This is a genomic window from Paraburkholderia phenazinium (genome assembly GCF_900142845.1).
Lineage (GTDB): Bacteria > Pseudomonadota > Gammaproteobacteria > Burkholderiales > Burkholderiaceae > Paraburkholderia > Paraburkholderia phenazinium_A.
The window spans coordinates 3333960-3347549 of the sequence record NZ_FSRU01000002.1; the positions used below are offsets into that span (position 1 = coordinate 3333960).

General features: G+C 65.9%; 12 protein-coding genes. 9 read left to right on the plus strand and 3 right to left on the minus strand.

The genetic code is table 11. The features are described from left to right. From cheZ to BUS12_RS31990, 8 genes are all read left to right on the plus strand, one after another. Positions 1-708 (plus strand): protein phosphatase CheZ, encoded by a 708-nt coding sequence (gene cheZ, locus BUS12_RS31955; protein WP_074301300.1) that lies wholly within the window; start codon positions 1-3, stop codon positions 706-708. A gap of 294 nt (positions 709-1002) precedes the next feature. Then, positions 1003-1521: a DUF2844 domain-containing protein gene (locus tag BUS12_RS31960; protein ID WP_074301301.1), complete on the plus strand. Its 519-nt coding sequence runs from the start codon at positions 1003-1005 to the stop codon at positions 1519-1521. 23 nt (positions 1522-1544) lie between these two features. Continuing rightward, positions 1545-2816: a DUF3443 domain-containing protein gene (locus BUS12_RS31965; protein WP_074301302.1), complete on the plus strand. Its 1272-nt coding sequence runs from the start codon at positions 1545-1547 to the stop codon at positions 2814-2816. A 140-nt stretch (positions 2817-2956) separates the two neighbouring features. Beyond that, positions 2957-4171 carry a flagellar biosynthesis protein FlhB gene (gene flhB / locus BUS12_RS31970; RefSeq protein ID WP_074301303.1) on the plus strand — a complete coding sequence of 405 codons (1215 nt, stop codon included), beginning with the start codon at positions 2957-2959 and terminating at the stop codon, positions 4169-4171. Beyond that, entirely contained in the window at positions 4168-6264 is a 2097-nt protein-coding gene (gene flhA / locus BUS12_RS31975) for a flagellar biosynthesis protein FlhA (RefSeq protein WP_074301304.1), read from the plus strand. The genes flhB and flhA overlap by 4 nt, the downstream gene beginning before the upstream one ends. A 267-nt stretch (positions 6265-6531) precedes the next feature. Continuing rightward, the gene (flhF, locus tag BUS12_RS31980; protein WP_074301305.1) at positions 6532-8415 is read left to right on the plus strand and encodes a flagellar biosynthesis GTPase FlhF; all 1884 of its coding nucleotides are present in this window, start codon (positions 6532-6534) and stop codon (positions 8413-8415) included. Next, the gene (locus BUS12_RS31985; protein WP_074301306.1) at positions 8408-9277 is read left to right on the plus strand and encodes a MinD/ParA family ATP-binding protein; all 870 of its coding nucleotides are present in this window, start codon (positions 8408-8410) and stop codon (positions 9275-9277) included. Before flhF ends, BUS12_RS31985 begins: the two co-directional genes overlap by 8 nt. A gap of 27 nt (positions 9278-9304) precedes the next feature. Further along, the gene (locus BUS12_RS31990; RefSeq protein ID WP_074301307.1) at positions 9305-10039 is read left to right on the plus strand and encodes an RNA polymerase sigma factor FliA; all 735 of its coding nucleotides are present in this window, start codon (positions 9305-9307) and stop codon (positions 10037-10039) included. A gap of 241 nt (positions 10040-10280) precedes the next feature. On the opposite strand, the gene BUS12_RS31995 is transcribed toward BUS12_RS31990, so the two are convergent. The 3 genes from BUS12_RS31995 to flgA form a co-directional block, all read right to left on the minus strand. Further along, complete coding sequence (locus tag BUS12_RS31995) at positions 10281-10724, minus strand: flagella synthesis protein FlgN (protein WP_074301308.1); 444 nt, start codon at positions 10722-10724, stop codon at positions 10281-10283. Positions 10725-10800: 76 nt separating this feature from the next. Further along, positions 10801-11154 carry a flagellar biosynthesis anti-sigma factor FlgM gene (flgM, locus tag BUS12_RS32000; protein WP_074301309.1) on the minus strand — a complete coding sequence of 118 codons (354 nt, stop codon included), beginning with the start codon at positions 11152-11154 and terminating at the stop codon, positions 10801-10803. A gap of 143 nt (positions 11155-11297) precedes the next feature. After that, complete coding sequence (gene flgA, locus BUS12_RS32005) at positions 11298-12800, minus strand: flagellar basal body P-ring formation chaperone FlgA (protein WP_074301310.1); 1503 nt, start codon at positions 12798-12800, stop codon at positions 11298-11300. Between the two features lie 220 nt (positions 12801-13020). On the opposite strand from flgA, the gene flgB reads away from it, so the two are divergent. Continuing rightward, on the plus strand, positions 13021-13518 hold the full coding sequence (flgB, locus tag BUS12_RS32010) for a flagellar basal body rod protein FlgB (RefSeq protein ID WP_074301311.1): 498 nt from the start codon (positions 13021-13023) through the stop codon (positions 13516-13518). Positions 13519-13590: the final 72 nt, after the last annotated feature.

Consider the following 13590-nt stretch of genomic DNA (forward strand, 5'->3'; position numbering starts at 1 on the left):
GTGAACCAGCCCACCAACGCGGCAGCCGCCGACGCGCACGACGGCGGCGACCTCGCCAGCGACCGCATCCTTGCCCGCATCGGGCAACTGACGCGCACGCTGCGCGACTCGATGCGCGAACTGGGGATCGACAAGCACGTCGAGCGCGCCGCGGAAGCGGTGCCCGACGCGCGCGACCGTCTCAAGTACATCGCCAACATGACCGAGCAGGCCGCCGAAAAGGTGCTGAGCTCGATCGAGGTCGCCAAGCCGATGCAGGAACAACTGCAGCAGGACGCGGCGGTGCTCGATGCGCGTTGGGAGCAATGGTATGCGGCGCCGATCGAACGCGAGGAAGTGCGCGCGTTGATGAACGACACGCGCACCTTCCTGCGCGGCGTGCCCGAGGTGACCACGGCGACCAACGCCCAGTTGCTCGAGATCATGCTGGCCCAGGACTTTCAGGATCTGACCGGTCAGGTCATCAAGAAGATTACGGAAGTCGTGTATCTGATCGAGCAGCAACTGCTCGGCGTGCTGATCGAGAACATCGCGCTCGAACGGCGCGAGCAGTTCGCGGCGACCGCGGCGGCGCTGGCGGCTGAGCCGTCGTCCACCGGCAGCCCGGAAGGCCTGCTGAACGGGCCGCAGATCAACCCGGAAGGCAAGGCCGACGTGATGCAGGATCAGGGCGAGGTCGACGATCTGCTGGCGAGCCTCGGCTTCTAGGCAGACCCTGGTTCGGCTCCGCGGTTGCGCCGGCGGCTCGGCCTATGGCCCGGCTCGCCGGCGGGCCGCCGGGCCTTAGGGCGTGGCGTACCGCAGCGCGGCCGCTACGCCCGGTAAGACTCTGTAAGCATGGAAAGGTGTGACCTGAGCGCCCGGCAGCGCGGGCACACCGGCAAAATACCCCCGAAGAAACCTTCATGCGTGCCGTCACCGCAGTGCCGTATGATCTTGCTTAAATGCGGGCGCTCGTGCGGTGCATGGGCCGTCGCGCAGTCGATCGGGAGGAGTCAGGCCATGCTGAGTCGTGTAAGCCGCACTGTCTTCATGACAGCGCTCGGATTGTGCTGTGCCGTATCCGCCGTTCAGTCCGCCTATGCGGCGCTGGGCGGCGCGCCCTTGACGCCGCCCGCCGGCGCCTCTGTCAATTCTCAAACCGTTTCGTCTGCCGCCGTCGCGCATGCCGCGTCGGGCACCGCGTCCGCGGCCAGCATCGCCTCGTCCTATACCGTGCGCACGACGACGTTCGGCAGCGGCACCGTCGTGCGGGAATACCTCGCGCCGGACGGCAGCGTGTTCGGCCTCGCGTGGAACGGGCCGCAAATGCCCAACCTGAACGATCTGCTCGGAACGTATTTCCCGCAGTATCTGGCCGGCGTGCAGGCCGCCCGCGCGGTGCGCGGCGGGCACGGGCCGGTCGCGGTCGACCAGGACACTCTGGTGGTCCACTCCGGCGGCCATATGGGCGCCTTCGCGGGTCAGGCGTGGCTGCCGCAGGCGTTGCCTGCCGGCATCAGCGGTTCCGATATCCAGTGACAGTGACGGACGGGAGACGAGCCATGCAATTTGCAGCGAAGCTCAAAGGATGGGCGCAGGTGGCGGCCACGGTCGCCCTGGTGTCGCTGGTCGCCGCGTGCGGCGGCGGGGGCGGCAGCAGCGACAGTTCCAGTTCCAATTCGTCGAGTTCGAGTAACAGCGGGTTGCCGGCAAGTCCGACCGCGCAGCCGGTCTCGGCAAACGCATCGAACACCGCGGCGATCACGGTGGGAACGGGCGTGGCGAACGTCATCAACATTCCAACCGTGACCGTGACGGTTTGCGTGCCCGGCACGACGACCTGCCAGAGCATTCCCAACGTGCAGGTGGATACCGGCTCGTATGGGCTGCGGATTGTCAGCAGCGTGTTGAGTGTTGGCCTGCCGCTGGCCGCCATCCCCAGTGGCGGGTCCGGCACGCTGGTGGAATGCACGAATTTCGCCGATGGCTACTCATGGGGCTCGGTGCGCACGGCGACGGTACAGATTGCCGGCGAGACCGCAACCAGCATTCCGGTCCAGGTCCTCGGCGACGTGAACTTCAGCGTGCCGAGCGGGTGCGCGAGCGGCGCCGAAGAGAACACCGCCAGCGCGATCGGCGCCAATGGCATTCTCGGCATCGGCGTGGCGCCGTACGACTGCGGCACAGCCTGCGCGAGCTCGACGACATTCCAGCAGTACAGCAATTATTACGCGTGCTCCGGCTCGAGCTGCGCGGCTACGCAGGTGCCGACCGGCGACCAGGTGGCGAATCCGGTGGCCCACTTCGCCACCGACAAGAACGGCGTGATCGTGGAGATGTCGCCGGTCTCGAATAACGGCAGCGGGTCGGCCACCGGCACGCTGGTGTTCGGCATCGGCACGCAGTCGAACAATACGCTCGCGGCCTCGCAGACCTTCACGACCGATGCCTACGGAGACCTGGTTAACAGTACCTTCAACGGCAGCAAGCTGACCGCGTTCTTCGATTCCGGCTCGAACGCGTACTTCTTTGCCGACAGTAGCCTGGCGCCGTGCTCCAGCACCTACAGCGGCTTCTACTGCCCGAGTTCGGGGCAGACGCGTTCGGTGAACATAGTCGGGCTCAACGGCGCATCCACTACGGCCAACCTCGGGATCCTCAGCGCGGCCACGCTGTTCAGCAACGGCAACAATTACGCGTTCAACGATCTCGCCGGTCAGGTCGGCGTGGGCAACAGCTTCGATATCGGCTTGCCGTTCTTTTACGGCCGCTACATGTACTTTGGCATCGACCAGACGGCGAACGGCGGCCAGACGCCTTACGTCGGCTATTGAGCGAGGGGAGGCCTCGCGGCCTCCATCGCTCGAAATACCCCCGTTTCCCTGTCCTTATCCGCCGATCATGGCTTGAGTTCTCCGTGAATAATCGCTCTCACTAGAAATAGGCATGGTGCCTTGACCGACTGGAGAGCTGCGTGGCAGGGGATAGCGACCTCGAAAAAACCGAATCCGCCACTCCCCGGCGCCTCGAAAAGGCGCGGGAAGAGGGGCAGATCGTACGTTCGCGGGAGCTGACGACGTTCGCCTTGCTGTCGGCCGGCTTCTATGGCGTCTGGGCCATGTCGGGTTCGATTGGCGATCATCTGGGGTCGATGTTGCGCGGCGCCCTGATGTTCAATCACGCGAGCGTCTTCGAAACGCGCCGGATGTTGATTGGCGCGGGCGCCGCGGGCCGTGAAGGCTTCTATGTGCTGATACCGATCCTCGCCATGACCGGCCTCGCGGCGCTGCTGTCGCCGCTCGCGCTGGGCGGCTGGCATGTGTCGGCCAAGTCTCTCGAGCCCAACTTCAGCCGGCTCGATCCGATCGCCGGCCTCGGCAAGATGTTTTCGATCAACGGGCCGATCCAGCTCGGCATGTCGCTCGCCAAGACCCTTGTAGTCGGCATGATCGGCGGGGTATCGATCTGGAATCGTCACGATGAGATCCTCGCGCTTGCGACCCAGCCGCTCACCGTGGCGTTCGCCAATGCGGCGCATCTGATCGCGGTCTGCTGCGGCATCACGGTCGCGGGCATGTTCGTGATCGCGGGACTCGACGTCCCGTATCAGATCTGGAATTACAACAAGAAGCTCCGCATGACGAAGGAAGAAGTGAAGCAGGAGCACAAGGAAAGCGAAGGCGATCCCAAGCTGAAGGCTCGCATCCGCGCGCAGCAGCGCGCGGTTGCACGGCGCCGGATGATGGTCAACGTGCCGAAGGCGGACGTGGTGGTGACCAACCCGACTCACTTCGCGGTCGCCCTGCGGTATAGCGACGGCGAGATGCGGGCGCCGAGAGTCGTGGCCAAGGGGGTGAACCTGGTCGCCTTGCGGATTCGCGAGATTGCTGCGGAGAACAACGTGCCGCTGCTCGAAGCGCCGCCGCTCGCGCGAGCGCTGTATCACAACGTCGAGCTCGACCGCGAAATTCCCGGCCAGTTGTACGGCGCGGTCGCGGAAGTGCTCGCCTGGGTTTATCAATTGCGCCGCTTCAAGGCCGAAGGCGGGGTGGCGCCGGTCGCGCCGACCGAATTCGACGTCCCCGCCGATCTGGACAAGGGACCGGTATCCGACGAGGACGCGAGCGAAGAAGCCGCCGACGCCCTGAACGACGGTAACGACAACAAGGCACCTGGAGCCTCCGCATGAACGCACGCGCCGGTTTCCTGTCCCGACGGCCGGACTCGTTGAGCAACACCAACCTGCGCGCACTCGCGGGGCCGGTGCTGATCGTGATGATCCTCGGCATGATGATCCTGCCGTTGCCGCCGTTCCTGCTGGATCTGCTGTTCACCTTCAACATCGCGCTTTCCGTGATGGTGCTGCTGGTCAGCATGTACACGATGAAGCCGCTCGACTTCGCGGCCTTCCCGAGCGTGCTGCTGTTCTCGACGCTGTTGCGCCTGTCGCTGAACGTCGCCTCCACGCGGGTGGTGCTGCTCGAAGGCCACACCGGGCCGGATGCGGCCGGGCAGGTGATCGAGTCGTTCGGACACTTCCTGGTGGGCGGCAACTTCGCCGTCGGTATCGTGGTGTTTATCATCCTGATGGTGATCAACTTCATGGTGATCACCAAGGGTGCGGGCCGGATCGCCGAAGTGTCCGCGCGCTTCACGCTCGACGCGATGCCGGGCAAGCAGATGGCGATCGACGCCGACCTGAACGCCGGCCTCATCAACGAAGAGCAGGCCCGCAAGCGGCGCCTCGAAGTCGGCCAGGAAGCCGAGTTCTACGGTTCGATGGACGGCGCGAGCAAGTTCGTGCGCGGCGATGCGATCGCCGGCCTGCTGATCATGGTGATCAACATTATCGGCGGGCTGATCGTCGGCGTGGTCCAGCACAACATGGATTTCGCCGCGGCCGGCAAGGTCTACACGCTGCTCACCATCGGCGACGGGCTGGTGGCGCAGATCCCGTCGCTGGTGATTTCGACGGCCGCCGGTGTGATCGTGTCGCGCGTCGCGACCAACGAAGACATCGGCACGCAGTTGACCGGGCAGTTGTTCACGAACCCGCGCGTGCTGGTCATCACGGGCTGCATTCTCGTACTGATGGGCCTGATTCCGGGCATGCCGCACTTTGCCTTCCTGCTGCTGGGCGGCGGCCTGATCCAGATGGGCCGGATGATGAAGAAGCGCGCGACCGACCTGAAGACCGCGTCGGCCCAGGTCGATGTCGTGCCGGCGGCGCTCACGCCGGCCGAGAACACCGAGGCCAGCTGGGACGACGTGACGATGATCGACACGCTCGGTCTCGAAGTCGGCTACCGGTTGATTCCGCTCGTCGACAAGAATTCGGACGGCGAACTGCTTAAGCGCATCAAGAGCATCCGCAAGAAGTTCGCCCAGGAAATCGGCTTCCTGCCGCCGGTGATCCATATCCGCGACAACCTCGAATTGCGGCCCAACGGTTACCGGATCGCCTTGAAGGGCGTCGAGGTCGGCGTCGGCGAGGCTTATCCGGGCCAGTGGCTCGCCATCAACCCGGGTCAGGTCAGCGCGGCGCTGCCGGGCACGCCGACCCAGGATCCGGCGTTCGGCCTGCCGGCCATCTGGATCGATACCAATCTGCGCGAGCAGGCCCAGGTGTACGGCTACACGGTGGTCGATTCGAGCACGGTGGTCGCGACGCACCTGAACCATCTGGTCGTCACGCATGCCTCCGAACTGCTCGGCCGCCGCGAGATCCAGGCGCTGATCGAGCGGATGCAGAAGGACACGCCGTCGCTGGTCGACGATCTGATTCCGAAGGCGCTCTCGCTCACCACGCTGCAGAAGGTGCTGCAGAACCTGCTGGAAGAAGGTGTGCCGATCCGCGACATGCGCACGATTCTCGAAGCGCTGGCCGAACATACGCCGAAGGTCAGCGATCCGCACGAGCTGACCGCGGTGGTGCGTCTTGCGCTGGGCCGCGCGATTACCCAGCAGTGGTTCCCCGGCGTCGGCGACATGCAGGTGATGGGCCTCGATTCGAACCTCGAGCGCGTGCTTTCGCAGGCGCTGTCGACGGGCGCGAACCCCGGCCTCGAACCGGGCCTCGCTCATACGCTGATGACCGAGACGCAAAAGGCCATGACGCGGCAACAGAACCTGGGGCTCTCGCCTGTGCTGCTGGTGCAGCACGCGCTGCGGCCGATGCTCGCGCGTTTCCTGCGGCGCAGTTTGCCGCAACTGAAAGTGCTGTCGTATGCGGAAGTGCCCGACACGCGCAACGTCAAGGTGGTGAATCTGATCGGCGGGTAGGGCGTGTCCGTCTCAGCCCGCAACGGAACCGGCGCTCCATGCGCCGGTTTTCGTTTGCGCCTTACCGATGGTTTTTCATCCCGTCCGCAAGATCCCGCCATGCGGGTTTACCGCCTGCGCGGAGCGGCGCCGGTCCCCTGTCCATCAAGCGAATTGCCCACCTTTCCCGGCCTTTATCAACCGATCGTCGCTCGACATCTTTCGCAATAATTGATCTCAATGGGAAGCGGTATGTTGCCGGTCCGTTAACCTCATCGGGGGTCCAGCTTGAACATTCGTAAATTTGTCGGTGCTACCAGTCGCGACGCGCTGCGCCTCGTTCGCGAGGCTCTGGGCCCCGACGCGGTCGTGCTGTCGAACCGCACGATCGAAGACGGCACCGTCGAGATCGTCGCGCTCGCCGATAGCGACCTGGCAGCGATCACCCCGAAGTCGCGCGACGGCGCGAGCGCAGCCGCGCCCGCCCTGGCCGCCCCCGCGCGGGCCCCGATGATGCAGGCCAATCCGTACGCGAGCGGCATGCCGGACGTGTTTTCGTCGGTGTTCGGCGCCAGCCCGGAAGCCGGCACGGAGAGCATGTCGGCCAGCAACACGCCGGCGGCAAGCGCACACGCCGCACCGGCAAGCGCAGCCACGGAACAGCCGGCCGGCGCGCTGCCGCAAACCGGCACGCCGGCGCCGCTGAACTCGCAAGCCGCCCACGCCCCGCAGATCGCTCCAGCGCCGCAAGCTGCCCCGTCTGCACAGGCCTCACCGATCCCGCAGGTGCCGCGTAGCAGCGACGATATCCGCGCCGACGTCCTGAAGGCCGCCGGCGTGCCTCCGGCGCCGGTCGCCCCGGTTGCTCCCCGCACGATGGCCGAATCGAACCCGTGGCTGATCGATCACGCTCGCAATATCGCCGGCAAGCAGCAGGGCGCCTACAGCGCCCGTCCTTCGTCGATGACGCCGGCTGCGGCGATGGCGAAGGGCCTCGGCGCACCGGTCGAGATCCAGGTCGGTGCGCGCACGTCGTTCGGCACCGCCGACACGCCCGACTGGGCCCGCGAAGCCGCGCAACTCGCGGCCCGCCGCGCCGCCCAGAAGATGAGCCCGGCGGACGATGCGCGCGCAGCCGGCAACAGCGCCGCCAGCGTCACGGAAACCATCAAGGCGCGCATGGAGCAGGTCGTCAACGAAACGGTGATGAGCGAGCTCTCCTCGATGCGCGGCATGATGGAGGAACACTTCGCCGGCCTCCTGTGGGCCGACCGCCAGCGCCGCAGCCCGACGCGCGCCTCGCTCACCAAGCACCTGTTCGCTGCGGGCTTCTCCGCGCAACTGGTGCAGATGATGGTCGACAACCTGCCGGCCGAAGTCGACAACATGGAAGGCGGGATGGACTGGGTGCGCAACGTGCTCGAGTCGAACCTGCCGGTGATGGAAAACGAAGACGCGCTGATGGAGCGCGGCGGTGTGTTCGCCCTGATGGGCCCGACGGGCGTCGGCAAGACCACCACCACGGCCAAGCTCGCCGCCCGTTGCGTGATGCGCTTCGGCGCCAGCAAGGTGGCGCTCCTGACCACCGACAGCTACCGGATCGGCGGCCACGAGCAACTGCGCATCTTCGGCAAGATCCTCGGCGTCTCGGTGCACGCGGTGAAGGACGGCGCCGACCTGCAACTGGCGCTCGCCGAGTTGCGCAACAAGCACATCGTGCTGATCGACACGATCGGCATGAGCCAGCGCGACCGCCTCGTGTCCGACCAGATCGCCATGCTGTGCCGCGCCGGTCAACCGGTGCAGCGCCTCCTGCTGCTCAACGCGACCAGCCACGGCGACACGCTCAACGAAGTCGTGCAGGCCTACCAGCGCGCGCCGGATCAACAGCCGCTCGCCGGCTGCATCCTCACCAAGCTCGACGAAGCGACCAACCTGGGCGGCGTGCTCGACACGGTGATCCGCTACAAGCTGCCGGTGCACTACGTCTCGACCGGGCAGAAGGTGCCCGAGAACCTGTACGTCGCCACCAGGAAATTCCTCATCAAAAGCGCCTTCTGTATTCCGCGCGACAGTTCGCCGTTCGTGCCGCACGACGACGATATTCCGGCCTTGCTTTCGGCGCTCTCCGCGCGCTCGACGGCCGAACTGCACGAGGTACGTTTTGGATAAAGTCGTTTCCGATCAGGCAGAAGGACTGCGGCGCCTGCTGGCGCGCAGCGGGTCACGGGTCGTGGCGGTGACGGGCGGCTCGACCAGCGTGGGTTGCACCACGACGGTCGTCAACCTGGCGGCGGCACTGGCCGAACAGGGCAAGGATGTACTGGTGATCGACGAGTGTCTCGGCGATCACTCGGTGAGCGCGATGCTCGGCGGCATGCGCGGCGCGGGCAACTTCGCGGCGGTGGTGCGCGGCGAGATGCCGCTCGACGCGGCGGTGGCGCGCCACCCACTCGGTTTTGCCGTGCTGAGCGCCCCGCGCGGCAATCGTGAAGGCTACAGCGCGGCGCAATTGAGCGTGGTGCTGGAAGGTCCCGCGGACGTCGTGCTGATCGACGCGCAACTCGACCGGCTCGGCCAGCTCTCCGCGCTCGCCATGCAGGCGCATGACCTGATGATCGTGACGCGGATGGCCGCGCAGGCGATCACCGACGCCTACGCCTGCATGAAGCGTCTGCATTACGCACACGGCATCGGTCAGTTCCGCGTGCTGGTGAATCACGTGCAAAGCGTCACCGACGCGCACACGGCATTTGAAAACCTCGCGGGGGTGGCGGGGCGTTATCTGACCGTGTCGCTGGACGACGCCGGCTGTATCGCCGCCGATCCGCGCATGGCCCGGGCGCTCGAACTGTCGCGCTGCGTCGTCGACGCGTTTCCGTCGACACCTGCTGCGCGCGATTACCGGCACCTCGCCGCCGAATTGCAGTACTGGCCGATGCGGCCAGCGATGTCGTCACGTCACCACTGGGTAGCGCAGACGACAGTAACAGCGGCGCAACACGCCGACCAACCGTCTGCGCAGCCCGCCTGAAGGGGCGGTGCGGACAAGGGGAGCACGATGTACAACGCTCAGGGAAAGATTTCCCAAGCCGAGGTTCTGACGAAGTACGCGCCGCTGGTGCGGCGGCTCGGCTTGCAGCTAGTCGCGAAAATGCCGGCGAGCGTCGATCTCGACGATCTGATTCAGGCCGGCATGATCGGGCTGCTGGATGCTGCGAGCCGGTACAAGGAAGACCAGGGCGCGCAGTTCGAGACCTATGCGAGCCAGCGGATTCGCGGCGCGATGCTCGACGAACTGCGCAGCAACGACTGGTTGCCGCGCAGCCTGCGCCGCACCTCGCGTGAGGTGGAGACAGCCGTGCATCAGGTCGAACAGACGCTGGGCCGCTCGGCGAGCGAGACCGAAATTGCCGGCCATCTGAAGATGCCGCTCGACGAATATCAGTCGATGCTGCAGGACCTGCATGGCAGCCAGTTGATCTATTACGAAGACTTCGACCGTTCCGCCGACGACGAGCCGTTCCTCGACCGCTACTGCGTCGATCACTCGGACCCGCTCTCCGCGCTGCTCGACGAAAGCCTGCGTGCGGCGCTGGTCGATGCGATCGAGCGTCTGCCGGATCGCGAGAAGCTGTTGATGTCGCTGTACTACGAGCGCGGCATGAACCTGCGCGAGATCGGCGCGGTGATGGAAGTCAGCGAGTCGCGGGTTTGCCAGTTGCACAGCCAGGCGGTGGCGCGTCTGCGCACGCGTCTGCGCGAGATGGCGTGGGCGAAGGCCGAGGCTGAATAATGCGGGTGATCTGCCGACGGTTCGCCGTCGCAGACGCTGGTCGAATCAAAGCGATAGAACGCGATTGAACCGCGCGAATGAGCGCAAATGATGCCGTCCTCGTGACGGCATTTTTTTGCGGCGGAGCGCGAAGCAGGGAGGAAACAGCAGAGCGGCGCACGACACACCGTGCGCGCGGAGAAGGTGCGGATAAAGCGCTATGCAAGCGGGGCGGAAGCCATGCCACCGCCCAGGCGCAAACTCAGAGTGCGCCGAACCCCGGCACGCGTCCATCCGGCCCGTAGAGCGAAGGTTTCGGCGGACGAACCTGCAGCACGTCGAGGGCGCGCTGGTTGTATTCCATGCGGGTACGGATCAGCACGCCATTGGTCTTGTTGGAGCGATGCGCGCGCTCCACGGACTGCTGCAGCAAGGTCCATTGCGCGGCGAGCTTCGGGTTGCGGCCGGCGGCGAGTTCGATGCCGCTCCAGCCACCCGGAAAGCCCATTTCAGCGAGCTGGGCGTCGCGCAGCTTCTCCAGCGTCGCCAGCTTGCCAACCAGTTCGGTTTTCTTTTCGACGATCGGCCGCAGCATCTCGGCCGGATCCACCTGGGTCAACGCCTTCTGTTCGACGACCAGCACCGAGGCGAATTCTTCGATGGTGGTGTACTCGTCGATGACGGTGGCAAGCAGCGCGTCTTTCATCACAACTCGCTTTCACAGCGGCCCGCACGTGCTGTGAGGGTCAGGGTTTCAAGGTGTCGCCTGACGGCGTCCAGCCTTAATTGCCGGTCGCCGGGGCTCTCGTTTGCAGCAGGCTGCGCGTGGTTTCGAGCACGCCGTCAGCAATCTTGCCCGGATCGATGGTCAGCGTGCCATTCTGGATGGCCGCCTTGATCGATTCGACGTGAGCGGTGTCGATGTCCGCCGAACCCGATGCTGCCAGGTTGCGCAGGTCGGACGACAGGCCCGACAGGCTCACATTCGCGTCGCCCCCCGAACCGGTGGCGGCTTGCGCGGTGGATGCCGCGCCTTGGGCGGTGGTAGCCGCCGGAGTCAGACTGTCCTGCTGCGTACGCGTCGCGCCGTTAGTCAGGCTGTCTGGCTGGGTGTTGGTGGTGGAATCGATTTTCACGATTGGCTTCCTGAACGATTTGATTCTTATAACGGCACTCAAGAATCCAAACTTTAGCGCAATCGGTGTATCCCTTTGTAACGGCGCCGCCGGCCAGACTGTCCTGTGAATCCCCCGGTCGCCCTCCCGGTTTCAGGTCCGGATCACATCTGGATCTGAACCGTCGAACTGTCCTTGACGATTCCCATGAGGATCTGCCCACTGGACGTCCTCACCTTGACCGGCTGACCCGGCGTCGCATTGCTCAGGGCGTTGCCTTCCGACGAAATCGAAAAGCCGTCGCCCTGCGCCACTACCCGCACCATCGACCCCGCTGTCACCGAGGCCGCACTCTTCAACATGTCCTGACGCAGCGGCAGGCCTGCGCCCACCCGCATCAATGTGACCGAACCGATCGCCTGCGACGGCGCGGTGATGATCGACATCGGCAGCATCGTCAGATCGCCGTCGCGGCTGACCATGTCGGCTTCCGACACCACCTCGCCGGGCATCATGGCGCGCGCGGCGACGTAGTAAGTGGCATGCACCGAGACCTTGGCCTGCAGCCAGACGGTCCACGGATGCCCGCTCGTGCAGCGCACGCCCACCGTCGTGCGGCCCCACAGGCGCGCGCCGTTCGGCATGAAAGGCTGCAGCGTGGCGCAGGCCGCGAGGCCGCGCGGGAAGGCCGGCGCGACGCTCAGTTCGACCTTGCCGGGCAGACCGTTCACCTGCTGCTGGAGGAAATCCATTGCCGCGGCGTGGATCAGCTCGCCGTCTTCCTGGCCTGCCGGCACCGGCTGGGCGGCCTGAACCGGTTGGGATGCCTGAGCGATCTGTGCGGCTTGAGCCATCTGGGCGGGCTGAACCGCCGGGCTGAACACGGGATGGGCCGCCGCTTGCGCCGCCTGGGCGCGCTGCAGGGCGCGCACCGCCTGTTCGCGTTGCGCCGCCTCGGCCAGGGCCTGCGTGCGGTTTTGCGCCGGCACCAAGGTTTGAACCGGTGCGGCGGCGACACGCGGCGCCGGATTGCGGACCGGCGCGCTGGCGCCGAGTTCGGGCGGCTCGCCGCGCGAAGCCAGGCTGTCGATCTGGACATCGCTCGCGGGTGCCGCGGTCGGCGCGACAGCCGGCGCCGCATTGACTGGCCGCACGGACGCGGCATAGGGGCGCTGCGGCGCCGCGCTCACGATCACCGGCACGACCTGGCTGGCGGCGAGCGCCGGACTCAGATTGACGCGGGTGAGGTTGGGGTTGTTCGCGGGACTGCCTTGCGGCGCGGCCACCATGACGGGGGTGTTGGGCGCGGCATCCTCGCCGGATCCGGGAATCACGATTGCCCCACTGGCATTCGCCAGCGCGGTGAAGCGGTCGCGGACCGGCGGTGTGCCCGACGGCGCCACGGCCGGCGCGTACTGAGCGGCCTGCGCGCCCGGCGTCCGTGCGCTGCTGTTGCCGCTGGAGGTGGTCGCCATCGCCGTCATTCGGGCGAGGTCGGCGGGGTTCTGTTCGCCGGGACCGGGAATCACGATCGGACCGCCGGCCTGCTGGGCCAGCGCCACGCTCGCGAACGAGGCACCCGCCACGGCGCACACCAGCCAGGCGGCAGTGCGTCGCGCAACGATGCGGCGCAGTCGCTGCGGCACATCGCGAGTGGATCGGGCCATCGTGAATCTCCAGCATGAGGCAAGGGTACGAATTGCATTCTAGTGACGCCGCTTATCGGGCAAGCGTTGAATAGAGGCGACCTTCCCCGGTTATTCCGACGATTGCCGCTTGCACGGCGCGCCTAAGATGCATCTCATGCAAAAAGGCCTTTTGGGGCGCCGCAGCTTGTGTGCACGTTGAAGCGCACGTCAGACGCGGGAACGTTATCCGGAGATTTCAATGCTCGACAAACTCGATGCCGAACTCGCCTTTGGTCGTCAGGCGCTCGATGTCCGCTCGTATCGGCAGGAATTGCTGTCGTCGAATATCGCGAACGCCGACACGCCCAACTACAAGGCGCGCGATGTCGATTTCGCGTCGACCCTTGCGGGGGCGCTGAGAAAGAACGACGGCACCCTCGCCGGCACCGGCGCCTCGAACGGCTCGACGCTGGCGATGACGAAGTCCGCCGATGTCACGACCGGCATGACGATGGCCGCCGACGAGCCGGGCCACATGGCCGGCAAGGCGAGCCTGATCCCCACCGGCGGCCCGAGCGACGACTACGGTCAACTGCAGTACCGCATTCCGGTGCAACCGTCGCTCGACGGCAACACGGTGGACCTCGACGCCGAGCGCGTGCAGTTCGCCGATAACTCGCTGCATTTCGAATCGGCCATGACGGAAGTGTCAGGCCAGATCAAAACGATGCTGTCGGCGATCACGTCCGGCTCCTGAGGGAGTCCTGACGCGGCGACCCGCACACACTGGATGTAACCGCTAAAAACCACGCCCACGGGAAACAACCAA